This is a genomic window from Pseudomonas fluorescens (assembly GCF_003732425.1).
GTDB classification, from domain to species: Bacteria; Pseudomonadota; Gammaproteobacteria; order Pseudomonadales; family Pseudomonadaceae; genus Aquipseudomonas; species Aquipseudomonas fluorescens_BE.
Genome location: NZ_MOBX01000005.1, coordinates 52,483 through 76,193, shown reverse-complemented (window position 1 = coordinate 76,193; position 23,711 = coordinate 52,483). Strand labels below are relative to the sequence as shown.

At 60.4% G+C, this 23,711-nt stretch carries 24 protein-coding genes and 1 pseudogene; 4 read left to right on the top strand and 21 right to left on the bottom strand.

All coding sequences use genetic code 11. The features are described from left to right. Positions 1–99: 99 nt before the first annotated feature. From BK670_RS30180 to ubiE, 11 genes and pseudogenes are all read right to left on the bottom strand, one after another. Complete coding sequence (locus BK670_RS30180; RefSeq protein ID WP_371850961.1) at positions 100–813, bottom strand: methyl-accepting chemotaxis protein; 714 nt, start codon at positions 811–813, stop codon at positions 100–102. Positions 814–954: 141 nt separating this feature from the next. Then, a pseudogene (locus BK670_RS30175) lies at positions 955–1,899 on the bottom strand (methyl-accepting chemotaxis protein); the annotation flags it as partial. A gap of 345 nt (positions 1,900–2,244) precedes the next feature. Continuing rightward, positions 2,245–2,952, bottom strand: a complete 708-nt coding sequence (locus BK670_RS08200; protein WP_123449365.1) for a 16S rRNA (uracil(1498)-N(3))-methyltransferase — start codon at positions 2,950–2,952, stop codon at positions 2,245–2,247. Continuing rightward, the gene (tatC, locus tag BK670_RS08195; protein WP_123449364.1) at positions 2,949–3,740 is read right to left on the bottom strand and encodes a twin-arginine translocase subunit TatC; all 792 of its coding nucleotides are present in this window, start codon (positions 3,738–3,740) and stop codon (positions 2,949–2,951) included. The genes BK670_RS08200 and tatC overlap by 4 nt, the downstream gene beginning before the upstream one ends. Then, positions 3,737–4,192, bottom strand: coding sequence for a Sec-independent protein translocase protein TatB (tatB, locus tag BK670_RS08190; protein ID WP_123449363.1), 456 nt, complete (start codon positions 4,190–4,192; stop codon positions 3,737–3,739). The genes tatC and tatB overlap by 4 nt, the downstream gene beginning before the upstream one ends. 10 nt (positions 4,193–4,202) lie before the next feature. Continuing rightward, positions 4,203–4,484 carry a twin-arginine translocase TatA/TatE family subunit gene (locus BK670_RS08185; RefSeq protein WP_003220847.1) on the bottom strand — a complete coding sequence of 94 codons (282 nt, stop codon included), beginning with the start codon at positions 4,482–4,484 and terminating at the stop codon, positions 4,203–4,205. Between the two features lie 25 nt (positions 4,485–4,509). Beyond that, positions 4,510–4,842, bottom strand: coding sequence for a phosphoribosyl-ATP diphosphatase (locus BK670_RS08180; RefSeq protein ID WP_007952422.1), 333 nt, complete (start codon positions 4,840–4,842; stop codon positions 4,510–4,512). Continuing rightward, positions 4,835–5,236: a phosphoribosyl-AMP cyclohydrolase gene (hisI, locus tag BK670_RS08175; protein WP_007899278.1), complete on the bottom strand. Its 402-nt coding sequence runs from the start codon at positions 5,234–5,236 to the stop codon at positions 4,835–4,837. Before hisI ends, BK670_RS08180 begins: the two co-directional genes overlap by 8 nt. Positions 5,237–5,316: 80 nt before the next feature. Continuing rightward, complete coding sequence (ubiB, locus tag BK670_RS08170) at positions 5,317–6,921, bottom strand: ubiquinone biosynthesis regulatory protein kinase UbiB (protein ID WP_123449362.1); 1,605 nt, start codon at positions 6,919–6,921, stop codon at positions 5,317–5,319. After that, entirely contained in the window at positions 6,918–7,541 is a 624-nt protein-coding gene (locus tag BK670_RS08165) for a ubiquinone biosynthesis accessory factor UbiJ (RefSeq protein ID WP_086793910.1), read from the bottom strand. Before BK670_RS08165 ends, ubiB begins: the two co-directional genes overlap by 4 nt. After that, on the bottom strand, positions 7,541–8,311 hold the full coding sequence (ubiE, locus tag BK670_RS08160) for a bifunctional demethylmenaquinone methyltransferase/2-methoxy-6-polyprenyl-1,4-benzoquinol methylase UbiE (RefSeq protein WP_003220857.1): 771 nt from the start codon (positions 8,309–8,311) through the stop codon (positions 7,541–7,543). The genes BK670_RS08165 and ubiE overlap by 1 nt, the downstream gene beginning before the upstream one ends. A gap of 154 nt (positions 8,312–8,465) precedes the next feature. On the opposite strand from ubiE, the gene BK670_RS08155 reads away from it, so the two are divergent. The 3 genes from BK670_RS08155 (at position 8,466) to BK670_RS08145 (ending at position 10,291) form a co-directional block, all read left to right on the top strand. Continuing rightward, positions 8,466–8,741, top strand: a complete 276-nt coding sequence (locus BK670_RS08155) for a polyhydroxyalkanoic acid system family protein (RefSeq protein ID WP_123449361.1) — start codon at positions 8,466–8,468, stop codon at positions 8,739–8,741. 205 nt (positions 8,742–8,946) lie between these two features. Beyond that, positions 8,947–9,369: a phasin family protein gene (locus BK670_RS08150; RefSeq protein ID WP_123449360.1), complete on the top strand. Its 423-nt coding sequence runs from the start codon at positions 8,947–8,949 to the stop codon at positions 9,367–9,369. 10 nt (positions 9,370–9,379) lie between these two features. After that, a complete protein-coding gene (locus tag BK670_RS08145) occupies positions 9,380–10,291 on the top strand; it encodes a phasin family protein (RefSeq protein ID WP_123449359.1) in 912 nt (303 codons plus the stop codon). A 138-nt stretch (positions 10,292–10,429) separates the two neighbouring features. On the opposite strand, the gene BK670_RS08140 is transcribed toward BK670_RS08145, so the two are convergent. The 9 genes from BK670_RS08140 to argS all read right to left on the bottom strand — a co-directional run bounded on the left by BK670_RS08140 (position 10,430) and on the right by argS (position 21,016). Then, positions 10,430–11,050, bottom strand: a complete 621-nt coding sequence (locus BK670_RS08140) for a TetR/AcrR family transcriptional regulator (protein WP_095187463.1) — start codon at positions 11,048–11,050, stop codon at positions 10,430–10,432. A 30-nt stretch (positions 11,051–11,080) separates the two neighbouring features. Further along, complete coding sequence (gene phaC / locus BK670_RS08135) at positions 11,081–12,763, bottom strand: class II poly(R)-hydroxyalkanoic acid synthase (protein ID WP_123449358.1); 1,683 nt, start codon at positions 12,761–12,763, stop codon at positions 11,081–11,083. Positions 12,764–12,898: 135 nt separating this feature from the next. Next, entirely contained in the window at positions 12,899–13,753 is an 855-nt protein-coding gene (gene phaZ, locus BK670_RS08130; RefSeq protein WP_123449357.1) for a poly(3-hydroxyalkanoate) depolymerase, read from the bottom strand. A gap of 143 nt (positions 13,754–13,896) precedes the next feature. Beyond that, complete coding sequence (gene phaC / locus BK670_RS08125) at positions 13,897–15,576, bottom strand: class II poly(R)-hydroxyalkanoic acid synthase (RefSeq protein WP_123449356.1); 1,680 nt, start codon at positions 15,574–15,576, stop codon at positions 13,897–13,899. Between the two features lie 258 nt (positions 15,577–15,834). After that, positions 15,835–16,206, bottom strand: a complete 372-nt coding sequence (locus BK670_RS08120; RefSeq protein ID WP_185036746.1) for a gamma-butyrobetaine hydroxylase family protein — start codon at positions 16,204–16,206, stop codon at positions 15,835–15,837. 143 nt (positions 16,207–16,349) lie between these two features. Continuing rightward, a complete protein-coding gene (gene hslU / locus BK670_RS08115) occupies positions 16,350–17,687 on the bottom strand; it encodes an ATP-dependent protease ATPase subunit HslU (protein WP_123449355.1) in 1,338 nt (445 codons plus the stop codon). A 54-nt stretch (positions 17,688–17,741) separates the two neighbouring features. After that, a complete protein-coding gene (hslV, locus tag BK670_RS08110) occupies positions 17,742–18,272 on the bottom strand; it encodes an ATP-dependent protease subunit HslV (protein WP_016984593.1) in 531 nt (176 codons plus the stop codon). Between the two features lie 289 nt (positions 18,273–18,561). Further along, positions 18,562–19,278, bottom strand: a complete 717-nt coding sequence (locus tag BK670_RS08105) for an SPOR domain-containing protein (RefSeq protein WP_007909385.1) — start codon at positions 19,276–19,278, stop codon at positions 18,562–18,564. A 1-nt stretch (position 19,279) separates the two neighbouring features. Continuing rightward, complete coding sequence (gene argS, locus BK670_RS08100; RefSeq protein WP_123449354.1) at positions 19,280–21,016, bottom strand: arginine--tRNA ligase; 1,737 nt, start codon at positions 21,014–21,016, stop codon at positions 19,280–19,282. Between argS and BK670_RS29850 the strand changes: the two genes are divergently transcribed. Next, positions 21,015–21,137 carry a hypothetical protein gene (locus tag BK670_RS29850; protein ID WP_256579857.1) on the top strand — a complete coding sequence of 41 codons (123 nt, stop codon included), beginning with the start codon at positions 21,015–21,017 and terminating at the stop codon, positions 21,135–21,137. The genes argS and BK670_RS29850 overlap by 2 nt on opposite strands. 93 nt (positions 21,138–21,230) lie before the next feature. Here BK670_RS29850 and BK670_RS08095 read toward each other — a convergent pair whose 3' ends face one another. Continuing rightward, on the bottom strand, positions 21,231–23,450 hold the full coding sequence (locus BK670_RS08095; protein WP_123449353.1) for a primosomal protein N': 2,220 nt from the start codon (positions 23,448–23,450) through the stop codon (positions 21,231–21,233). Positions 23,451–23,711: the final 261 nt, after the last annotated feature.

The window sequence follows — 23,711 nt, the reverse complement described above, 5'->3', positions numbered from 1 at the left end:
GTTCACAGTATTTGTGCAACACCACAAAACCCTGTGGGAGCCAGCCAGCTGGCGAGGGCATCACCTCGGTTCAGAGCGAACCGAGGTGGACGAATCACCTCAAACCTTGAATCGACCCACCAGCATCTGCAGATGCGTCCCCAGCCGCGCCAGCTCAACGCTGGAAGCCGCCGTCTCTTCACTCGCCGCCGACGTCTGATCCGACACATCGCGCACATTCAGCACGCTACGGTTGATCTCCTCAGCCACCGCGCTCTGCTGCTCGGCCGCTGCCGCAATCTGCTGGTTCATCGCCTGAATCGCCGACACCGTGCGGGTGATGCTTTCCAGTGAACCACCGGCGCGACGGGTCAGTTCGACGCTGCTGTCGGTCAGGGTGCGGCTGTTGTCCATGATCGTTGCGACTTGCTGGGTACCGTTTTGCAGGCCGACGATCAGCTCTTCGATTTCTTCAGTGGATTTCTGCGTGCGCTGCGCGAGGCTGCGTACTTCATCGGCCACCACGGCGAAGCCGCGTCCGGCTTCACCGGCACGTGCAGCCTCGATGGCAGCGTTGAGGGCCAGCAGGTTGGTTTGCTGGGCCACGGATTTGATCACGTCGAGGACGCTGCCGATCTTGTCGCTTTCACGCTTGAGTTCGCCCATGGCTTCGGTGGAATGGCCCACCTCAACCGCCAGACGCTCGATCTGTGCGATGGCTTCGCCGACGACTTTGTCGCCTTCGCGGGCCTGTTGGTCCGCAGCGACAGCGGCTTCGGAAGCCTCTTCAGCGTTGCGCGCAACTTCCTGAACGGTGGCAGCCATTTCGTTCATGGCGGTGGCGACCTGATCGGTCTCGATTTTCTGATTGTTGACCCCGGCGCTGGTTTGCTCGGTTACGGCGGACAGTTCTTCAGCGGCGCTGGCGATCTGCGTGACGCCATCGCTGATCCCGCCGACCAGTTCGCGCAGGCCTTGGGTCATGCTCTGCATCGAGCGCTGCAACTGGCCCAGTTCGTCACGGCGCAGCGAAACCAGATTGTGGGTCAGGTCGCCAGCGGCTACGCGCTCGGCGACTTTGAGGGTCTGATTCAGCGGGATGATGATCTGCCGGGTGATCGCCCATGCGGCCAGTAGTCCGAAAGCCACGGCCAGCAGGGTAGCGATGATCAGCATGTTCTTGGCGTGAGCGGCATCGGTGTCGCGCACCACGGTCTGCGATTCAGTGAGTTTTTTGCTGACGTCGATGAGGATGTCGCCCTGAGTCGACATGCGCGCGGCGGCCTTGGCATTGTTGACCTGCGAGTCGCGGAACTGCGCAACCGCTGCGCGATAGGCTTTGATCGACTCAGTAGCCTGTTGCAGGTTGGCAATGTGCTGTTCCGGCAGTTTGGCCGGCAGGCTGTCGAGGTTTTTCAGGGCGTTGTCGATGGCGTCGAGCGCCGGTTGTTCGGCTTCGGCCTTGCCGCTATAGGTGTAACCGCGCACTTGGTAGCGGGCTTGCTGCAGCAGCTTGCTCAGCTCGATCACGCTGTTGAATTGCGCGACGCTGTCACCCGCCAGCATGGATTTTTCCACTTCCGCGACTTTTGCCACGGCGTTGTCGGCATTCGCGCCAAGCTTGCTGCGGGCATCTTCGCGCTGCACGGTGGCCTGGGTCATGTCGGCGAAGGCGCGTTTGTATTCGGCAACGGCGGCCAGTTGTTGATCGACCATCGCTGCATCGGCCGGTTGCTCGATCAGGCTGCGCGCGGTTTGCAGGCCGCTGTCGAGTTTGCCGAGCAGGTCGTTGACCGCGCCCGGACCTTGTTCGCCACGGCGTGCTTCATAGTCCAGGCGCGCCAGGCGCAAGTCCTTGGTCAGCTCGTTGAGGCTGGAAATAAAGCCGAGCTTGTCACCACGGCTGATAATGCCGCTCATACCGGTCCAGCCGGTGAAGGTGATCAACAGTGTCAGCAACAGCACCAGGCCGAAACCGATTCCCAGCTTGCGTTTGACGCTGACGTTTCCAAGACTTTCGGCTAACCAACGGTACATGCGACGACTCCCGACCACTAATTGGACTTATGGAGAGTGTATCGGCCGAGTGATGGCAATCTGTAACCCGATTTGTCCTGAGCGCAGGGACATTGTGGCGAGGGAGCTTGCTCCCGCTTGGGCGCGAAGCGGCCATCGCTCTTTCTCCAAGAGCACCGCATTGGCCGGTATTACGACGGCTCCGCCGCCGAGCGGGAGCAAGCTCCCTCGCCACAGAAGTTTATGGTGTTAGAACAGGCGGGCGAGGAGGGCGGTGACGGCGGTTTCGACGCGCAGGATGCGTTCGCCGAGCTGCACCGGTTGCAGGCCGGACTTGGCCAGCAGATCGATTTCGTAAGGAATCCAGCCACCTTCGGGGCCGATGGCCAGAGTCACCGGTTCGCTCAGCGCGCGTGGACACGGCGGATAGTTGCCGGGATGGCCGACCAGACCGAGCGTGCCTTCGACAATCGCTGGCAGCCGGTCTTCCACGAAAGGCTTGAAGCGCTTTTCGATAATGATTTCCGGCAGCACGGTATCGCGGGCCTGTTCGAGGCCGAGGATCAAATTTTCGCGAATCGCTTCAGGCTCAAGAAACGGCGTCTGCCAGAAACTCTTCTCGACCCGATAGCTGTTGACCAGAATCACCTTCGACACGCCCATGGTCGCCACGGTTTGAAACACCCGACGCAGCATCTTCGGGCGTGGCAGAGCGAGGACCAACGTCAGCGGCAGCTTGGCCGGTGGCGGCTGATCGAGGCTGACGCGCAGCTCGGCTTCACCCGCTTCGAGGCGCAGCAGCTCAGCCGAACCCATGAGCCCGTTGATGCGGCCGACGCGCAGGTTGTCACCGACTTCCGAGCGGTGAACTTCCTGCATGTGGGTCAGGCGTCGATCACGCAGGACCACGCGGTCGGCCGCGATAAAGTCGGCTTCTTCGAGCAGCAGCAGGTTCATGCCTGGGTCGCTGGCGGCTGGTCGTTGTGATCGTCGGCCGGACTTTCGTCCGGACGTTCGCGCTTGCTGATCAAACCACCGAACAGAATGCCGATTTCAAACAGCATCCACATCGGCACGGCCAGCAGGGTCTGCGAGAAGATGTCCGGCGGCGTCAGGATCATGCCGACCACGAAGCAGCCGATGATCACGTACGGGCGGATCTTCTTCAGGTAGGCCACATCGACCACGCCGATCCACACCAGCAGCACCACGGCCACCGGGATCTCGAACGCCACGCCGAAGGCGAAGAACAGCGTCATGACGAAATCGAGGTAACTGGCGATGTCGGTCATCATTTCCACGCCGGCCGGGGTGGCTGCAGCGAAGAATTTGAAGATCAGCGGGAACACGAAGTAATAGGCGAACGCCATGCCGGTGTAGAACAGCAAAATGCTGGACACCAGCAGCGGTACCGCGATGCGCTTCTCATGTTTGTACAGACCCGGCGCGATAAAGCCCCAGATCTGATGCAGGATCACCGGGATCGCGAGGAACAGCGAGACCATCATCGTCAGCTTCAGCGGCGTCAGGAACGGCGACGACACGTCGGTGGCGATCATCGTCGCGCCGACTGGCAGGTACTGGCGCAGCGGCGTCGAGACGAATGTGTAGATCTGCTGGGTGAACGCAAACAGTCCGGCGAAGATGATGAAGATCGCCGCCACACAACGCAGCAGGCGGGTGCGCAACTCGGTGAGGTGCGAAACCAGCGGCATGTGCTGGTCGTTTTCGGGGAGATCGCTCATGGGGCTCGCGGCGGCAGAGTAGTGTCGTGAGGCGCTGTTGTGATCGGCGCGGCGTTTGGCGCAACGTGTTCAACAGAATGTTCCACGGCGGCTGGCGCCGTTTCTGTCGGAGCTACAACGGCAGCAGGTGCTGGTGGCGTCGTCGCGGCAGCAGGGCTGTGAATCGTCTGCTGCCCCACATGCTCAACCGGCGTCGGCTCTTGCTGAACCGGATTGAAAATCTTCCGCGCCTCCTGCTCCAGCGACAGAATGTGCTCGTTGTGCAGTTGCCGACGGATCTCGTCGGCACCGATTTCACGTTCAACTTCCTGTTTGATCGCGTTGAAGCTGCGCTTCAGCCGTCCGACCCACAGGCCGGCGGTGCGCGCAGCGCCCGGCAAGCGCTCGGGGCCAAGCACCAGCAGGGCGACGAGGCCGACGAGCAGCAGTTCAGAGAAGCTGATACCAAACATTAGTCAGTGCTCACACGTCTTTGCGGATCGGCTCTTCGACTTTCTGCGCCTGCACGTCGATAGTGTGCGGCGGGTTGGCCTGAGCGGTGGCTTGCGGCTGCACCGGTGGTACCGGTTGCGCAGGCGTCACGGTTGGATCTGCGGCTGGTTTTTCGTCGTCGTTCATGGCTTTGCGGAAGCCCTTGATCGACTCACCAACGTCGGTGCCGAGGTTTTTCAGTTTCTTGGTGCCGAACACCAGCACCACGACTACCAGAATGACGATCCAGTGTTTCCAGTCAAAAATGCCCATGTTGCTGTTCCTCTCTAGAAATTGTTCAGGCGGACGGACGCGAGGCTTTCTCGACGTGTCCGGACAGACCGAAGCGACGATCCAGCTCATCGAGCACGGCCTGCGGATGCTGCCCCAGTTGGGCGAGCATGACCATGCTGTGGAACCACAGGTCGGCGGTCTCGTAGATCACGTCGCTGCAGTCGCCGCTGACGGCGGCGTCCTTGGCGGCAATAATGGTTTCGACCGACTCTTCGCCGACTTTCTCCAGAATCTTGTTCAGACCCTTGTGATACAGGCTGGCTACATAGGAGCTGTCGGCCGCTGCGCCTTTGCGCTCTTCAAGCACTTGGGCCAGACGAGTCAGGGTGTCACTCATGTGTGTGTCCTGCGGAATAGATTGCGTGCGGATCTTTGAGGACCGGATCGACCGTTTTCCAGTCGCCGTTTTCGAAGACACGGTAAAAGCAGCTTTGACGGCCGGTATGGCAAGCGATGTCGCCGATCTGTTCAACCATCAAGATGATCACGTCGGCGTCACAGTCCAGACGCATTTCATGCAAGGTCTGCACATGGCCGGACTCTTCGCCCTTGCGCCACAGCTTGCCACGGGAACGTGACCAGTAGATTGCACGGTTTTCCGCAGCGGTCAGTTCGAGCGCTTCGCGGTTCATCCAGGCCATCATCAGTACGCGTCCGGTCTTGTGATCCTGGGCAATCGCCGGCACCAGGCCATCAGCGTCCCATTTGATCTCGTCCAGCCAGTTCTTCATTTTCGACTCCGACAGCGAACCCACACTTCAATAGTCGGGTTCAGGCGTTGAAACAGTGTGCCAGCCGATCACGGAACTGGCTATCGGCGAACGACCAGATACAAGCCGACGGCCACCATGATTCCGGCGGGCCAATGCCCCAATTCGTGCAGCGGGCCACCGATGGCGAGGATCACCCCGCCGGCCAGATGCGCGCAACCGAGCAGGCGCAGGAACCAGTCGTCCTTGCGTTTGTGCCACGGTGGCGGCGGGTCGTAGGCGTGCGGTTGCGACATGCGTTCGAGCAGATCGCGGGCCATGTTGGCCAGGTGCGGCAGTTGTTCGAACTGGCTCTGCACGTTGCCCAACAAGGCTTTCGGGCTGACGCGCTCGCGCATCCAGCGCTCCAGGAACGGCTGCGCGGTGTTCCACAGATCCAGATCCGGATACAACTGACGGCCGAGGCCTTCGATGTTAAGCAGGGTCTTTTGCAGCAGCACGAGTTGCGGCTGCACTTCCATATTGAAGCGCCGCGCGGTCTGGAACAGGCGCATCAGCACCTGGCCAAATGAAATATCTTTTAACGGTTTTTCGAAGATCGGTTCGCACACGGTGCGGATCGCCGCTTCGAATTCGTTGAGCTTGGTTTCCGCCGGCACCCAGCCCGAATCGATGTGCAACTGCGCCACGCGACGGTAGTCACGCTTGAAGAACGCGAACAGGTTGCGCGCCAGATAATCCTGGTCTTCCGGGGTCAGGCTGCCGACGATGCCGCAGTCGATCGCGATGTACTGCGGGCTCCACGGATTGACGGTGCTGACGAAGATATTGCCCGGGTGCATGTCGGCGTGGAAAAAGCTGTCGCGGAACACTTGAGTGAAGAAAATCTCCACGCCGCGCTCGGCGAGCATTTTCATGTCGGTGCGCTGATCGGCGAGGGTCGCCAGATCGGTGACCTGAATGCCGTAGATGCGCTCCATCACCAGCACTTTCGGCCGGCACCAGTCCCAATAGACTTGCGGCACGTAGAGCAGCGGTGAACCTTCAAAGTTGCGCTTCAACTGGCTGGCGTTGGCTGCCTCGCGCAGCAGGTCGAGTTCGTCGTAGATGGTTTTTTCGTAGTCCTGCACCACGTCGACCGGGTGCAGCAGGCGCGCGTCGGCGGAGACCTTTTCGGCGGCGCGGGCAAGGATGAACAGCCACGCCAGATCCTGCGCGATGATCGGCTTGAGGCCCGGACGGATGACCTTGACCACGACTTCTTCGCCGGTTTTCAGCTGCGCGGCATGCACCTGCGCCACCGAGGCCGAAGCCAGCGGTTCAACGTCGAAACGGCTGAACACGTCGCTGATTTTCTTGCCCAGCTGTTCTTCGATCAGCTTGATCGACAGTTGCGAGTCGAACGGCGGCACGCGATCCTGCAACAGCATCAGCTCATCGGCGATGTCTTCCGGCAACAGGTCGCGGCGGGTCGAGAGAATCTGCCCGAACTTGATGAAAATCGGCCCGAGATCCTGCAACGCCAAACGCAAACGCGCGCCGCGGCTCAGTTCCAGCGGCTTGCGCGGGAACCAGCGCCACGGCAGCACATAGCGCAGCGCCAGGAGGAACCAGGGCAGCGGCAGATCGAACAGCAGATCATCGAGGCGGTAGCGGATCACGACGCGCTGGATGCGCAACAGACGGCGGACGGCAAGCAGCTTCATGCGTTATCGCTTGGGTCGAGGGATCGGGAAAGGCGCTCGAAACGCGCCTCGAGACGTTCCAGATCAAGTTTGATCCGGTCCAGTTCGCTGAACCGTGCTTCGGCTTCGCGCTGCCCGACGAGGGTGCGCGATTCTTCGGCGAGGTATTCGGCGAGGTTCTGGTTGAGGCTGGCAAATCCTTGTTGATACCAGCGCGCGCGGCTGCGCAAATGACCGCCCACCAGTTGCGTCGCGACAGGTCCCAGCCAGCGCGAGAGTTCGTACTCCCAGTCCAGCTCGAGATCCTGCAGCACACCGGCCAGCTCCAGCAGCACGCCGCTGTCGCCATCGAGCTCGACTTCCGGGGCGTGCAACACCGCCGTCTTGTCTTTGCTCACGGCCAGTTTCACCAGGCTTGAGGCCGGCGCACGCAGGGTGCAGTCGACACCGGTTTCCCAGTGCGAGGCCAACATCAAACCTTCGTCACTCGGCAAAATGAACAGTTGCAGCGCCGGGCTGCGGCAGTCGACAGCAATCACCTTGCCGGTCAAATGCGCCAGTCGCGGCAGCGCCGTGCTGTCGAGACGCAGCACCCGGTTGAGGCCGAGTTCAACGCTGGCGAGCAGCCCGGTGAGCAACATCAGGGCTTGATGCCGCGGTGCAGGGCGACGATGCCTGCGGTCATGTTGTGATAGGTCACGCGGTCGAAACCGGCATCGACCATCATCGACTTCAGGGTTTCCTGATTCGGGTGCATGCGGATCGACTCGGCCAGGTAGCGATAGCTTTCCGAGTCATTGGTGATCAGCTTGCCCATCAGCGGCATGAAGGCGAACGAGTAGGCGTCGTAGGCTTTCGACATCAGCGCGTTGGTCGGCTTGGAGAACTCCAGCACCAGCAGACGACCACCAGGCTTGAGCACGCGCAGCATCGAGCGCAGGGCATCTTCTTTGTGCGTGACGTTGCGCAGGCCGAAGGCGATGGTCACGCAATCGAAATGGTTGTCCGGGAACGGCAGTTTTTCCGCGTCCGCCTGAACGAATTCGACGTTGCCCGACACACCCAGATCGAGCAGGCGGTCACGGCCGACCTTGAGCATCGATTCGTTGATGTCGGCCAGCACGACCTGACCGGTAGGGCCGACCAGATGTGAGAACTTTTTGGTCAGGTCACCGGTACCGCCGGCGATGTCCAGCACGCGGTTACCGCTGCGCACGCCCGACAGTTCGATCGCAAAACGCTTCCACAGACGGTGCATGCCGCCCGACAGAAGGTCGTTCATCAGGTCGTACTTGGCGGCTACCGAGTGGAAAACTTCAGCGACTTTTTCCGCTTTCTGGCTTTCCGGAACGTTTTTGAAGCCGAAGTGAGTGGTGGGTTCGGCATCGCTGCCTTTGCGCTGATCAGTCATATCGCTGTCACCAAAAGAGAATGCGCGACATTCTAATCCCCAAGCCATGCTTTGTCTTGGAATGGCTAAAGGTAAGATGGGCAACCTTCGGGACGATTTGCCGCAGCAGCGGTCAAGATTTACCGAGACCTATTCATAAAGCAGGAGTCATTCAATGGCCAAAATCAGTGTTGAGCGTGCCCACAAACTGGGTAAGGAAGCCGCCCGCGAGAAGGCCGACAAGCTGGCGCAGAAACTCTCCGACCAATATGGCCTGGAGCCGCAGTGGTCGGGCGACACCCTGAACCTCAAACGCTCGGGCGTAAAGGGCGCGGTGCATGTGGCGGACGATTCGATCAAGGTCGATGTCGAGCTGGGCATCATGATGTCGGCCATGAGCGGCATGATCAAAGCCGAGATCGAGAAAGCCCTCGACAAAGCCCTGGTTTGAACATCAAAAGATCGCAGCCTTCGGCAGCTCCTACAGACGCACACATTCCCCTGTAGGAGCTGCCGAAGGCTGCGATCTTTTCATTCAGGCCCCACCGATTCATGTCAGTTGTTAGGGTGCCGTTTCTAATTTTTCTACCTACTTTGTGCCTGAGCCCGACACATCTGCGGGCAGTTCCTCAAACCTTCTGCGCGTGAGGTGCACCATGGCCAAAGTTATTTTGAAGAAAAAAATCGACGCTTCGACTTCTGCTCTGAGCGACGTCAAATCCTATGCCCGCAAGATCTGGCTGGCAGGCCTGGGTGCCTACGCCAAGGTCGGCCAAGAGGGCAGCGACTACTTTCAAGAGCTGATCAAGGCTGGTCAAACTGTTGAAAAGAAAGGCAAAAAAGTCGTCACCGAAAAACTCGAAGCAGCCAACGCCGAGATTGATGAAGCCAAGAGCGAAGTGAGTTCTTTCAAAGGTCGCGTCGAAGTTCAACTCGACAAGGTCGAGAAGGCTTTCGACACCCGCGTAGCAAGCGCCTTGAATCGTATCGGCATTCCGTCTAAACATGACGTTGAGACACTCTCTGCTAAGCTCGATGAGCTGACGGCATTGCTCGAACGCGTCGCGCGTAAATCTTAAGGAGAACGGGATGGCTGGTAAAAAGAACACCGATAAAGAAGGCAGCTCGTGGATCGGGAAAGTCGAAGACTACTCCCGCAAAATCTGGCTGGCTGGTTTAGGCGTGTACTCGAAGATCGACACTGACGGCAGCAAGCTCTTCGATACATTGGTCAAAGACGGCGAGAAAGCCGAGAAGCTCACCAAGTCGGCAGTCGGCAAAAAAGTCGATGCCGCCAAGGACTCCGCTTCTTCGGCCAAGTCGCGCATCAGCGGCGTGAAAGATCGCGCACTGGGCAAGTGGGACGAACTGGAAGGGGCTTTCGACAAGCGCCTGAACAGCGCGATCTCGCGCCTGGGTGTACCGAGCCGCAATGAGGTCAAAGCACTGCATAGCAAGGTGGAAACCTTGACCAAGCAGATCGAAAAACTCACCGGTCTGAAAACCCAGCCCGTGGCGGCGAAAACCGCAGCAGCCAAACCGGCTGCGAAAACGGCTGCGGCCAAACCAGCAGCGAAAACTGCCGCCAAGCCTCTGGCTAAAGCAGCGGCCAAGCCTGCAGCCAAAGCAGCAGCCAAACCCGCTGCGAAAACCGCCGCCGCCAAGCCAGCAGCCAAAGCCGCAGCCAAACCGGTTGCCGCTAAAGCCGCTGCGAAACCTGCGGCCAAAACTGCAGCGAAACCCGCCGCTAAACCTGCAGCGAAAACCGCTGCCACCAAACCGGCTGCCAAGCCTGCAGCGAAACCTGCTGCGGCGAAGAAACCGGCAGTGAAAAAACCGGCCGCGCCGAAAGCCGCTGCGCCGAAACCGGCCGCACCTGCTGCAGCCAAACCGGCCACCCCGGCAGCTCCGGTGAGTGCGTCCAACTCCGCCGCAGCTCCGACTCCGGCGGCCACCCCGACTGCTGCATCGACCCCGTCGACGCCAACCAGTCAGTCCTGATTCTTCAGGGCAAAACAAAACGCCCGGCCTGTGAAGGTCGGGCGTTTTTTGTTTGAAGATCAAAAGATCGCAGCCTTCGGCAGCTGCTACAGAGGTCAGTGTAGGAGCTGCCGAAGGATGCGATCTTTTGATTCTGGGTCAATCATGGTCTTCAAGGTATTGCAGGGCCATCCGCTCCGTGGCGACCTTCACCGGCGGCAGCAGATGTGGCGCCACCAGCATCATGATCTGGTACACGACTAATCGAACCTCGCCTTCGCGATCCAGAATCCGCTGATAATCCAGCGAAAACAGCAGCGTCATAGTGATCTGCTCCACCAGTTGCCCCAACGCCTGCGTATCACTGACCAGTTGCCCCGAAGCCTTCAACCGTGCCAGCAACGACGCCAGTGTGCGCTTCAGCGCATTGAGCAGATGACGAATACCCTTGGCCAGTTTCGGCAAGCGCCCGGCCAGGTTCGACAGGTCCTGAAACAGGAAGCGGTACTGCGCCAGCCGCTCGACGATCAAATGCAAAAACAACCAGTAATCCTCCGGCGCCAGTTCCACATCCGACGGCGGATCGAGCAGTGGCGCCAGTTCATTCTGGAAACGTTCGAACAATCCGAGAATCAGCGGTTCCTTGCCGTGGAAGTGGTAGTAGAGGTTGCCCGGGCTGATCCCCATTTCATTGGCCACCTCCATGGTGGAGACGTTCGGCTCGCCCTTTTCGTTGAACAGTTGCAAAGCACATTCGAGAATCCGGTCGCGGGTTTTCATCCAGTCTTCTTAGAAAAGTTCGGTTAAGCGTCAGCGCACACGCACGTAAGTACCGGGCGCTGCCTCCATCGGTGGATAGTTCGGGTTGCCCAGGGCGAACGTGGTTTCGTGCTGCGCCCCGGAGCGTTGCTGAATCCACTCCAGCCACTGCGGCCACCAACTGCCGTCGACGTGCTTGCCGTCGTAGTACCAGGCACGCGGGTCGCTGCTCATCTTGCCGTTCTCGACGTAGGCAGCTTTCGGGTTGCTCGGCGGGTTGAGGATGCTCTGCACATGTCCGCTGTTGGACAGCACGAAACGCCGCTCGCCACCGAGCAGCAGGGTCGAGCGATACACCGCATCCCACGGCGTGATGTGATCATTCATGCCGGCGACGCTGAAGCTGTCGACAGTGACTTTCTGCAAGTCGATCGGCGTGCCGCACACTTCCAGGCCACCCGGATGGGTCAGCGGGTTGTGCTTGAAGAAGTCCAGCAGGTCGCCGTGAAATGCCGCCGGCAGACGGGTGTTGTCGTTGTTCCAGTAGAGGATGTCGAAGGCTGGCGGCTCTTTGCCCAGCAGGTAATTGTTGACGAAGTAGCTCCAGATCAAATCGTTGGGGCGCATCCAGGCGAAGACCTTGGCCATGTCACGACCATCGAGCACGCCCTTCTGATAGGAGCGACGCTTGGCAGCTTCGAGGGTCTGTTCGTCGGCGAACAGGGTGGCCGGGGTCTCGATCTGACTGTCCAGCAGGCTGACCAGATAGGTCGCGCTGGAAACCCGCCGCAGTTGCCGCTTGGCCTGCAAGTGGCCTTGCAGGGCGGCGATGGTCAGGCCGCCGGCGCAGGCGCCCATCAGGTTGACTTCGCGCGCGCCGGTGATCGCCCGGCAGATGTTCATCGCTTCTTCTACCGCTTCGACGTAGGTCGACAGGCCCCATTCGCGATGGCGGACATCGGGGTTGCGCCAACTGATCATGAACGTCTGCAGGCCGTTTTTTAGCGCGTACTGGACGAAGCTGTTGTGTGGGCTGAGGTCGAAAATGTAGTACTTGTTGATTTGCGGCGGCACCACCAGCAGCGGCTTGGCGTACTGCTTTTCGCTCATCGGTCTGTACTGGATCAGCTCCAGCATCTCGTTGCGAAACACCACCGAACCGGTGGTGGTGGCGACAGTCTTGCCGACCTCGAAAGCCTGCTTGGTCACTTGGCGCGGCAGGCCATCGTTGTGCAGCAAGTCATCGAACAAATGGCTGAGACCACGCACCAGACTGTGCCCGCCGGAGTTGAACAGCTCCTTGACCGCCAGCGGGTTGAGCAAGGTGTTCGACGGCGCCACGGCGTCGTTGAGCAGGGTGAAGGCGAAGTGCGCGCGGGCACGATCGTCGTCGCTCATGTTGCTCTCATCTATCCAGCTCTTGACCTGTTTTTGCCAGGCCAGATACGCCTGCAGGCTGCGCCGGTAGAACGGGTTGAGGCTCCACGCCGGATCAGCGAAACGGTTGTCGTTCGGATTGGTCGGGTGCAGGGTTTCGCCGAGGAGCACGCGGCCCAATTGACCGCCGAGCTTCAAGGCGTGCTTCGCACTGTGGATCGGGTTGCGCAGGCCATGGGCTGCCACACTGCGCAAGGTCGAAATCAAATCCCGGCCACGCAAACCGGTGATCGCACTTTGTGCATTGATGAACACGGCGGGGCTGGGCACCACGCCCGTCGCTGGTTTGTCGCGCATGACTCAACACTCCTTCGTCTTCAGGCCAAAAACAAACTCACCGAACCAGAACACCATAGACGCTGTTGCGGGTTGCTGCCTGCGCGGCGTCCTGCCGCGCACTCCATAACACTTGCATAAAGCCTGCCGCAGCGGTTAACCGCCCAGCGGTGTCGGGTGCGGGTGCATCACCGCGCGCTGACGTTCCTCCTGGAGAAATTTCATGATGATCGGCGCCACCGCTTCGGCACGGGTAATCAGGAACAGATGACCGTCGTCGATGATGTGCAGTTGGGCGTTGGGAATGCGCCAGGCGAGCATGCGCATGTTGATCAGCGGGATCAGCGGATCGTCATCGCCGGCCAGCACCAGCGTCGGTTGATGGATCTTGTGCAGCCAGTGAATGCTGGTCCAGCCGAGGCCTGCGAACAGTTGCCAGTAGTAACCGAGCTTGCCCGCCGAACGCACTTTCGCCGCATGGCTGGCTGCCAGCGTCGGGTCACGACGGAACGAGCCGCCGTAAATCAGCGGGGCAATGCGGATCACGTGGGACGGCTGAATGTAGCGTCGCGGACTGGCCATCATCCACAGCACTTTTGGCTTGCCCGGCACCATCACGGCACCGGCAGCGGTCGCCGCCAGCACCAGTTTCTTGCAGCGTTCGGGGTAGTCGTAGGCGAATTGCTGTGCGAGTGCGCCGCCCCACGACACGCCGATGACGTTGACCTGACCGTAGTCGAGGTAATCGAGCATGCGCGAGGTCAGCCTGGCCAGCCCGGGGAAGCGATACGGCCTGTTCGGCGTCGACGAGCCGCCGACACCGGGCACGTCGAACGCGATCACTTCCAGATCCGGGTCCAGCGCCGCGACAAACGGAAACACCAGCTCCAGGTTGGCGCCGATGCCGTTGAAAATCAGCAAGGGCGTCAAGTGAGGCTTGCCGGGGCGTACCGCCGTGCGGAGGGTCTGGCCATCCAGGTCGACGGTACGGAATATGAACGGTTGCGGCATGCTTCAGGCCCTGTGGATTTCAAGTACACCCGATTCCCTGTGTAGGAGCTGCCGAAGGCTGCGATCTTTTGATCTTGATTTTAAAAACAGAATCAAAAGATCGCAGCCTGCGGCAGCTCCTACATTGGGCAGGGTGGTGTCAGTTACCGCTCGTGAACGTAAGTGCCCGGCGATGCTTCACCCGCCGGATACGCTTTGTTGCCCAGTTTCAGCGGGGCCTTTTTCAGGTTGCCCGAGCGCTCGGCGTGCCACGCCTGCCAGTACAGCCACCAGGAATCGGTGTGCTTGGTCGAGTTCTCTTGCCACTCATCGGCATTGGCCGCCATTTCTTCGCCGGTCATGTAGCGCGATTTCGGGTTGCCCGGCGGGTTCAGAATGCTCTGGATATGCCCGCTGCTCGACAGCACGAACTCGACCTTGCCACCAAACAATTGCGCCGACTTGTAGCAGGACTTCCACGGGGTGATGTGGTCGTTGGTGCCGGCCAGCGAGAAGATGTCGGCCGTGACCTGCTTGAGGTCGATCGGCGTACCGCACACTTCCAGTGCATTGGGGCGAATCAGTGGGTTGTTTTTGAACATCTCGATCAGGTCGCCGTGGAACGCGGCGGGCAAGCGGGTGGTGTCGTTGTTCCAGAAGAGAATGTCGAACACCGGCGGCTCGTTGCCGAGCAGGTAGTTGTTGACCCAGTAGTTCCAGATCAGATCATTGGGGCGCATCCACGCGAAAACCTTGGCCATGTCTTTGCCTTCGAGCACGCCGGCCTGATACGAGTGGCGCTTGGCGGTCTCCAGGGTCTGCTCGTCGACGAACAGGGCGACATCGCTGTCCAGCGTCGTGTCGAGCACGCTGACCAGCAGCGTGAGGGCGTTGACCTTCTTCTCGCCGATCGCCGCGTAGTGGCCGAGCAGGGCGGTGCAGGTGATGCCGCCGGAGCAGGCACCGAGCATGTTCACGTCTTTGCTGCCGGTGATCGCCGTGACCACGTCGACGGCTTCTTTCAATGCATCGATGTAGGTCGACAGGCCCCACTCGCGCTGGGCCTTGGTCGGGTTGCGCCAGCTGACGATGAACGTCTGTACGTTATTGCGCAGGCAGAAGCGCGCCAGACTCTTGTCCGGGCTCAGATCGAAGACGTAGAACTTGTTGATCTGCGGCGGCACCACCAGCAGTGGACGCTCGTGGACCTGCTCGGTGATCGGCTTGTACTGGATCAGCTCCAGCACGTCGTTGCGAAACACCACCGCACCTTCGGTGACGCCGAGGCTCTTGCCGACTTCAAACGCGCCCATGTTGACCTGGCTCGGCATGCCGCCGTTGTGGACCAGATCCTTGGCCAGATGCGAGAGGCCATCGAGCAGGCTTTTGCCGCCGGTTTCGAAGAAGCGTTTCACCGCGGCCGGGTTGGCCGCCGTGTTGGTCGGGGCCATGGCTTCGGTCATCAGGTTGATGACGAAGTGGCCGCGGGCGATGTCTTTGGGTGAAAGGCTACTGTCATCGATCCAGGCATGGAGTTCCTTGCGCCACGCCAGATACGTTTGCAGATAACGTTTGTAGAGCGGGTTCTGGCTCCACGCAGGATCGGCGAAGCGACGGTCATCGCCTGCCGGTTGCAGTTCGGATTTACCAAACAGCACGTTCTTCAGTTCGAGGCCGAAATGGGTGACGTGCCTGACGCTATGGATCGGTTGTTTGATGGCCTGTTTCAGCACCATACGAGCAGAGGCCAGCAGATCCTTTCCGCGTAGCCCAACGACGGGATTAAGCCCCAGGGTGTTTTCCGAGGCTTGATACTTCAGGTCATCGTTATTCTTGTTACTCATCTACGACGCTCCATTGTCCTGAGACGAGTACCCGGTTTTCTGCTGTGCAGTTCCACAGCCAATGCCAGGTACTACTGCTCGGGTGACCGTTAATTCTGCATAGCTGCTTTACAGTCGTAGAGCACTGCAGGGAACTTGCCAGCTCCATTGGTTACCCGAGTTTAATTTTTTTCGCAAGCAGGCCGATCCTCGGCCACACAGCGGAGCATTCAAACAGATGAATTTAGAAAATGCCCTCTAAAGAGCAAGAGTCTCGGACTAGAGCATCAGCTTGACGATCGACTCGCTCGGGTCGCGGGTTTTTCCGGCGGCTTTGAGCTCAGCCAGATAATCGGCCCAGAGTGCGTCATAACGTCGCCCCAGCTCGTAGAGATAATCCCAGGTGAACAAGCCGCTGTCGTGACCGTCGTCGAAGGTCAGTTTCAGTGCGTAGTGACCGGCCGGTTCCAGTTTGCTCAGACCGACGTTGAGCTTGCCGAATTGCAGGATCGGTTTGCCGTGGCCCTGAACCTCGGCGGAGGGGGAATGCACGCGCAGGAATTCGGCGGGCAGAGTGTATTCCTCGCCGGACGCGTAAGTGAGCGTCAGGATTTTCGAGGCTTTGTGCAGTTTGATGTCGGTGGGGATCATGAGCAGGTATCCGTCTTGTGCGGAACCTTGTGGGAGCGAGCCTGCTCGCGAAAGCGGTGGTTCAGTCAACACAAGGGTTGAATGTACTGCCGTCTTCGCGAGCAGGCTCGCTCCCACAGTTCCATTACATCTGTAAGTATGGCTTACAGGATATAACGGGACAGGTCTTCGTTCTGCGCCAATTCGCCGAGGTGGCTGTTGACGTATTCGGCGTCGATCAGGATCGGCTTCTCATCGTGGGTGCTGGCCAGATCGCCAGCGCTGAACGACACCTCTTCGAGCAAACGCTCAAGCAGCGTGTGCAAGCGACGGGCACCGATGTTCTCGGTTTTCTCGTTGACCTGCCAGGCGATCTCCGCCAGACGCTTGATGCCTTCCGGCTGGAACTGGATGTTCAGGCCTTCGGTTTTCAGCAGCGCGCAGTATTGCTCGGTGAGCGAAGCGTGCGGTTCGCTGAGGATGCGCTCAAAGTCCGACGGGCTCAGGGCCTTGAGTTCGACACGGATCGGCAGACGACCTTGCAGCTCCGGCACCAGATCGCTCGGCTTGCTCAGGTGGAACGCGCCGGAGGCGATGAACAGGATGTGGTCAGTCTTGACCATGCCCAGTTTGGTGTTGACGGTGCAGCCTTCGATCAGCGGCAGCAGGTCGCGCTGTACGCCCTCACGGGACACATCGGCGCCGCCGACGTTACCGCGCTTGGCGACTTTGTCGATCTCGTCGATGAACACGATGCCGTGTTGCTCAACGGCTTCCAGCGCTTTGGCTTTCAGCTCTTCTTCGTTGACCAGGCGACCGGCTTCTTCGTCGCGCACCAGTTTCAGCGCTTCCTTGACCTTGAGTTTGCGCGCCTTCTTCTTGCCCTTGCCCATGTTGGCGAACAGCGACTGCAGCTGGTTGGTCATTTCTTCCATGCCGGGCGGCGTGGCGATTTCGATGCCGGCCACTTCGGCCACTTCGATCTCGATTTCCTTGTCATCCAGCTGACCTTCACGCAGGCGCTTGCGGAACAGCTGACGGGTGTTGGAATCGGTGCTTGGGGTTTCTTCATTGCTGAAGCCCATACGCGCTGGCGGTAGCAGTGCGTCGAGGATGCGATCCTCGGCAGCGTCTTCGGCGCGGTGACGCACGCGGGTCATTTCCTGCTCGCGGAGCATCTTGATCGCGGCGTCAGCCAGATCACGGATGATCGATTCGACGTCACGACCGACGTAGCCGACTTCGGTGAACTTGGTCGCTTCGACTTTGATGAACGGCGCGTTGGCCAGTTTCGCCAGGCGACGGGCGATCTCTGTTTTACCGACACCGGTCGGGCCGATCATCAGGATGTTCTTCGGGGTCACTTCAACACGCAGCTCTTCAGGCAGCTGCATGCGGCGCCAGCGGTTGCGCAGGGCAATCGCGACGGCGCGCTTGGCATCGTCCTGGCCGATGATGTGGCGGTTGAGTTCGTGGACGATTTCGCGGGGAGTCATGGACATAGTAATTGACGGTCCTCAAGCAGAAACAAGCCGTGGCACAGGGCCGCGTCAGGCTTATTCAGCGAGATCCTGCTCCTCAATGGTCTGAGTGTGGTTGGTGAATACACAGATGTCGCCGGCGATGCCGAGAGCGGTTTCGACGATTTCACGGGCCGACAGGTCGGTCTTTTTCAGCAGCGCGCTGGCCGCGGCTTGCGCGTAGCCGCCGCCGGAACCCATGGCGATCAGGCCGTCTTCGGGTTCGACCACGTCACCGTTGCCGGTGATGATCAGCGAAGCGTCTTTGTTGGCAACCGCGAGCATGGCTTCGAGGCGGCTAAGGGAACGGTCGGTGCGCCATTCTTTGGCGAGTTCGACAGCGGCGCGCACCAGGTGGCCCTGATGTTTCTCAAGCTGGCCTTCGAAACGTTCGAAGAGGGTAAAGGCGTCAGCAGTGGCACCGGCAAAACCGGCGATGACCTGGCCGTGGTACAGGCGACGGACTTTTTTCGCGTTGCCTTTCATCACGGTATTGCCGAGAGAAACCTGGCCGTCGCCGCCCATGACGACTTTGCCGTGACGGCGGACTGAAACGATGGTGGTCAAGGGAAGAGTCTCCACACAGCGGGGCGAAAGTGCCTTATGCCCATTCATATGGGGGTGCTGGAGAGGATTTCAACCGTAGCGCCGCAGAGGGGACGAGCGGCGTTGTGGGAGGGTGTAAATCTCTGTGGCGAGGGAGCTTGCTCCCGCTCGACTGCGCAGCAGTCGCAAAGCCGGCGCATTCGGTCTGTCCGATGCACCGGATTTACAGGGTTTGGGGGCGCTTCGCGCCCCAGCGGGAGCAAGCTCCCTCGCCACAAAGTCCGCCGAACGGGTTGGGCTCGGCGTCAGGTCAGCGGCTCTGGCGTTGTTGTAACAACAGGTTGCTGAAACCGGCGCCGGCCAGTTGTTTCTGGGCAGTGGTCAGCTGTTCACGGTTGCTGAACGGACCGACCAGTACGCGATACCAGGTTTCATCTTTCACTGTGCCGGACTCAACCGCTACGGCCTGACCGAGCAGAATAATCTGCGCGCGGACCTTGTCGGCATCGGTTTCCTTGCGGAACGAACCGGCCTGCAGGAAGAACTTGGTCACTGGCGCCGCTTTGCTCACCGGTGGCGCTGGCGGCGGGGTAATCCCGGCCAGCGCTGCCTGAGCGCGCGCGGTGTCGATCTTCGCCGCTTCCGCTGGGGTCACCGGCGTCGTCGGGATGGCCGGCACTTGTGGCGTCGGCAAAGTCTTCTCCGGCACCGCGTCCGGCGGCACGATCACTTCCGATTCCGGCAGCAGGGTGTAGAAATCGTACTTCGGCTTCACCGGTTGCGTCGGACTCGGCGGGGTCTTGTTGGCCTCGGCGATCTTCGACGCTTTTTGCTGTTGTGCCTGTTCGACTTTCTCACGCTTGACCGTGTCGCTGCCCTTGCCCGGTTCCAGCTTCATCAGGAACACGATGAACGCGCCGACCGTCAGGCCGATGGCCATCCACAGCCAACCCGGAATCGGTTGCTTCGCAGGAGCTTGGTAACGGCTGGCGCCACGCTTGGGTGCAGGTTTTTTCTTGGCAGCCAACTTACATACGCTCCAGAGTTTCCAGACCCAACAGCTCCAGGCCTTGCTTGAGGGTGCGACCGGTCAGCGCGGCCAGACGCAGACGGCTCTGCATCTGGGCCGGGGTTTCGGCAGCGAGGATCGGGCAGTTCTCGTAGAAGCTGGAGAACAGACCGGCAACGTCGTACAGATAAGTGCAGAGAATGTGCGGCGTGCCTTTGTCGGACACGTTGTTCAGCACTTCGCCGAACTGCGCCAGTTTCGCCGCCAGCTCTTGCTCATGCGCGGCTTCCAGCACGATCTGGCCATCGACTTGACTGAAATCCTTGCCCAGTTTGCGGAACACACCGGCGACACGGGTGTAAGCGTAGAGCAGGTACGGTGCGGTGTTGCCTTCGAAGTTGAGCATCAGGTCGAAGTTGAAGCTGTAGTCGCTGGTGCGGTGCTTCGACAGGTCGGCGTATTTCACCGCGCCAATGCCGACGACTTTGGCGATGTTGCGCAGTTCGTCTTCGGCCAGTTCCGGGTTCTTTTCTTTCACCAGGTTATAGGCACGTTCCTGCGCTTCGGTCAGCAGGTCGATCAGCTTCACGGTGCCGCCGTCACGGGTCTTGAACGGACGGCCGTCGGCGCCGTTCATGGTGCCGAAGCCCATGTGCTCCATCTCCATCGGATGGGTGACGAAACCGGCCTTGCGCGCCACGGCGAATACTTGCTGGAAGTGCAGGGCCTGGCGCTGGTCGACGAAATACAGCGCGCGATCGGCTTTCAGCTTGCCACTGCGGTAGCGCACGGCGGCGAGGTCAGTGGTGGCGTACAGATAGCCACCGTCAGCCTTGACGATGATCACCGGCAGCGGGTCGCCGTCGGCGTTCTTGAATTCGTCGAGGAACACGCACTGGGCGCCGTTGCTTTCAACCAACATGCCAGCCGCTTTCAAGTCGTTTACAACGTTGATCAGGTCGTCGTTGTAGGCGCTTTCGCCCATCACGTCGGCCATGGTCAGTTTGACGTTGAGCAGTTCGTAGATCTTCTGGCAGTGCGACAGCGAGATGTCCTTGAACCTGGTCCACAGCGCCAGGCACTCGGCATCGCCGGCCTGCAGCTTGACCACCAGGCCACGGGCGCGGTCGGCGAACTCTGCGGATTCGTCGAAACGTTGTTTGGCGGCGCGGTAGAAGTTTTCCAGATCCGACAGCTCGTCGCTGGTGATCGGGTTCTCCTGCAGATACGCCATCAGCATGCCGAACTGGGTGCCCCAGTCGCCGACGTGGTTCTGGCGGATCACTTCGTCGCCGAGGAATTCCAGCACGCGCGCCACACCGTCGCCAATGATCGTCGAGCGCAAGTGGCCGACGTGCATCTCTTTGGCCAGGTTCGGCGCCGACAGGTCGACCACGGTGCGCTGCGCCGGGCCGGCCTTGCGCACGCCAACGTGAGCGTCGGCCAGTGCGGCATCGAGGCGGTTGGCCAGAGCCTGAGTGTTCTGGAAGAAATTGATGAAGCCCGGACCGGCGATTTCGGCCTTGGTGACGTTCTCGTCAGACGGCAGCGCGGCAATGATTTTTTCCGCCAGATCGCGCGGTTTCATGCCCGCAGGCTTGGCCAGCATCATGGCGATGTTGCTGGCGAAGTCGCCGTGGGTCTTGTCACGGGCGTTCTCCACCTGAATCGCCGGCGACAGGCCTTCAGGCAACACACCTTCGTTGACGAGTTGGGTGAGGGCTTGTTGGATCAGCTGGCGAATGGTGTCTTTCATGGTCTTCTCTTTCGACCGCAAGCGCGGCGGGCGCATCGATGCGCGGGTGGAAAAACTGGGCATTATCCGTTGCGAAGACGGGCTTGCCAACCTTAGCAGGCAGCTTATGGATATGTGGTGACATTAAAGGCAAAAGATAGCAGCCTGCGGCAGCTCCTACAGGTAAACGCCTATTTCTCTGTAGGAGCTGCCGCAGGCTGCTATCTTTTCATCCTCAATACAAATCGACGGGATCGACATCCAGCGACCAGCGCACCGCGCGCCCGCTCGGCATCTGCTCCAGCACCAGTAGCCAACTGGCCAGCAACCGATGCAGCGGCGCCCGTGCTGTCGCCTGCAACAAAAGCTGTGCGCGATAACGTCCAGCACGGCGTTCCATCGGCGCCGGCACTGGCCCGAGCAGTTCGATGCCGGTCAAATTTTGCTCAGCCAACAAGCGCTCAGCCTCGCTGCACGCCTCATCGAGAAAGCCTTCCGCCTGCCCGGGCTTGTGCGCTTCGGCGCGCAACAACGCCAGATGCGCAAACGGCGGCAGCCCGGCGGCGCGGCGCTCGCTCAAGGCCTGTTCGGCGAAGGCGAAATAGCCCTGTTCGGTGAGTTGCACCAATAGAGGATGGTCGGCGAGGTGTGTCTGGATGATCACCTTGCCCGGCTCTTCCGCCCGCCCGGCGCGACCTGCAACCTGCACAATCAATTGCGCCATGCGCTCACTGGCGCGGAAGTCGCCGGAAAACAGGCCACCGTCAGCGTCGAGGATCGACACCAGCGTCACTCGCGGAAAATGGTGCCCCTTGGCCAACATTTGCGTGCCGACCAGAATGCACGGCTGGCCCTTCTGAATCGTCGCGAACAATTGATTCATCGCGTCCTTGCGCGAAGTGCTGTCGCGATCGACGCGCAGCACCGGGTAGTCGGGGAACAGAATCGCCAAGCGCTCCTCGGCGCGCTCGGTCCCGGCGCCGACCGGGCGCAGATCGACCTTGTTGCACTTCGGACATTGGCGCGGCGTACGCTCGACGTAGCCACAGTGGTGGCAGCGCAGTTCACCGTAGCGTTGGTGCACGGTCATCCGCGCGTCGCAGCGCGAGCATTCGGACATCCAGCCGCAATCGTGGCAGAGCAGTGTCGGCGCAAACCCGCGACGGTTGAGGAACACCAGCACCTGTTGGCCGTTGGCCAGGGTCTGGCCGATGGCTTGCTGCATCGGCCCGGAAATACCGCTGTCCAGTGGACGGCTTTTCACATCCAGCCGTAGGAAGCGTGGTTGCTTGGCACCGCCGGCACGTTCATTCAGGCGCAGCAGACCGTAACGGCCGGTGTAGGCGTTGTGCAGGCTTTCCAGGGAAGGTGTGGCGGAGCCGAGGACGATCGGAATGTTTTCCTGCCGCGCACGCACCAGCGCCAGATCACGGGCGTGGTAGCGCAAACCTTCCTGCTGTTTATAAGAGCCGTCGTGCTCTTCATCAATGATGATCAGTCCGGGGTTTTTCATCGGCGTGAACAGCGCCGAACGGGTGCCAATAATAATGTCGGCCTCGCCATCACGGGCGGCGAGCCAGGCGTCGAGGCGCTCGCGATCATTGACTGCTGAATGCAACAGGGCGATGCGCGCATTGAAGCGCTGTTCGAAACGCGCCAGGGTCTGCGGGCCGAGGTTGATCTCCGGGATCAGCACCAGTGCCTGTTTGCCGGCTTCGAGGGTTTCGCGGATCAGTTGCAAATAGACTTCGGTCTTGCCACTGCCGGTGACCCCGGCCAGCAGGAACGCATGATAACTGTCGAAACCGGCGCGGATCGCTTCGTACGCGGCGCGTTGCTCGGTGTTCAGCGGCAATTCCGGTTGCGCCAGCCAGTGTTCGTGGCGCGCGCCCGGTGCGTGACGGCGGATCTCGACCTGCACCAGATTTTTGGCCAGCAGCAGATCGAGACTGTCTTTGCTCAGCATCAGTTTGCTCAGCAACTGATGGGCGACGCCGTGTGGGTGCTGAGCCAGCGTCGTCAAGGCCTCACGCTGGCGCGGGGCGCGGGCGATGCGGGGGTCATCAAGGCTGGCGCCGGGGACGATCGACCAGAAACGCTCCTGCCGGGCCTCGGCCAGTTCACCCTGGCGCAGCAGCACCGGAAGTGCCCAGCTCAAGGTGTCGCCGAGGCTGTGCTGATAATACTGCGACGTCCACAGGCACAGCTTGAACAGCGCCGGTGGCAGCGGCGCTGTGGCATCGAGCAGGGCCAGTGCCGGTTTGAGTTTTTCCACCGGTACTTCGCTGGTGTCGGTGACCTCGACCAGAATCCCGATCATCTCGCGTCGACCGAACGGCACCCGCAGGCGCATGCCCGGCTGCAATTGCTCACGCAGCACACCGGCCGGGGCCCGATAATCGAACAGGCGGCGCAAGGGCGAAGGCAGGGCGAGGCGCAGAATGGCGTCGGGCACGCGGGGGGATCTCTATAAACGGGCGGTATGGCTAGGCATATAACCTTGTAGGAGTGAGCCTGCTCGCGATAGCGGTCTGTCATTCAACATTTATGTCGTCTGAAATACCGCTATCGCGAGCAGGCTCACTCCTACAAGGGAATCGCGTATTGGGCCGGGAGCCTAGCAGACGGTCGGTCTCGGTGACAGCTTGCGTGATTGAAAAGGTCTGGTAGAATCCGCGGCCTAATTACGTGCGGTATTCAACAATAGTGTTGGGTG

Coding starts and splice junctions, on each gene's coding strand:
- tatC (WP_123449364.1), bottom strand. CDS start 3,740: ATGAGCGATCTCCCCGAAAACGACCAGCACATGCCGCTGGTTTCGCAC.
- BK670_RS08150 (WP_123449360.1), top strand. CDS start 8,947: ATGGCCAAAGTTATTTTGAAGAAAAAAATCGACGCTTCGACTTCTGCT.
- BK670_RS08145 (WP_123449359.1), top strand. CDS start 9,380: ATGGCTGGTAAAAAGAACACCGATAAAGAAGGCAGCTCGTGGATCGGG.
- BK670_RS08185 (WP_003220847.1), bottom strand. CDS start 4,484: ATGGGCATTTTTGACTGGAAACACTGGATCGTCATTCTGGTAGTCGTG.
- phaZ (WP_123449357.1), bottom strand. CDS start 13,753: ATGCCGCAACCGTTCATATTCCGTACCGTCGACCTGGATGGCCAGACC.
- BK670_RS08120 (WP_185036746.1), bottom strand. CDS start 16,206: ATGATCCCCACCGACATCAAACTGCACAAAGCCTCGAAAATCCTGACG.
- argS (WP_123449354.1), bottom strand. CDS start 21,016: ATGAAAGACACCATTCGCCAGCTGATCCAACAAGCCCTCACCCAACTC.
- BK670_RS08155 (WP_123449361.1), top strand. CDS start 8,466: ATGGCCAAAATCAGTGTTGAGCGTGCCCACAAACTGGGTAAGGAAGCC.
- BK670_RS08140 (WP_095187463.1), bottom strand. CDS start 11,050: ATGAAAACCCGCGACCGGATTCTCGAATGTGCTTTGCAACTGTTCAAC.
- phaC (WP_123449356.1), bottom strand. CDS start 15,576: ATGAGTAACAAGAATAACGATGACCTGAAGTATCAAGCCTCGGAAAAC.
- tatB (WP_123449363.1), bottom strand. CDS start 4,192: ATGTTTGGTATCAGCTTCTCTGAACTGCTGCTCGTCGGCCTCGTCGCC.
- BK670_RS29850 (WP_256579857.1), top strand. CDS start 21,015: ATGGTCTTCTCTTTCGACCGCAAGCGCGGCGGGCGCATCGATGCGCGG.
- BK670_RS08180 (WP_007952422.1), bottom strand. CDS start 4,842: ATGAGTGACACCCTGACTCGTCTGGCCCAAGTGCTTGAAGAGCGCAAA.
- ubiE (WP_003220857.1), bottom strand. CDS start 8,311: ATGACTGATCAGCGCAAAGGCAGCGATGCCGAACCCACCACTCACTTC.
- BK670_RS30180 (WP_371850961.1), bottom strand. CDS start 813: ATGAACGAAATGGCTGCCACCGTTCAGGAAGTTGCGCGCAACGCTGAA.
- hslU (WP_123449355.1), bottom strand. CDS start 17,687: ATGTCCATGACTCCCCGCGAAATCGTCCACGAACTCAACCGCCACATC.
- phaC (WP_123449358.1), bottom strand. CDS start 12,763: ATGCGCGACAAACCAGCGACGGGCGTGGTGCCCAGCCCCGCCGTGTTC.
- BK670_RS08165 (WP_086793910.1), bottom strand. CDS start 7,541: ATGTTGCTCACCGGGCTGCTCGCCAGCGTTGAACTCGGCCTCAACCGG.
- hisI (WP_007899278.1), bottom strand. CDS start 5,236: ATGAAGAACTGGCTGGACGAGATCAAATGGGACGCTGATGGCCTGGTG.
- BK670_RS08200 (WP_123449365.1), bottom strand. CDS start 2,952: ATGAACCTGCTGCTGCTCGAAGAAGCCGACTTTATCGCGGCCGACCGC.
- ubiB (WP_123449362.1), bottom strand. CDS start 6,921: ATGAAGCTGCTTGCCGTCCGCCGTCTGTTGCGCATCCAGCGCGTCGTG.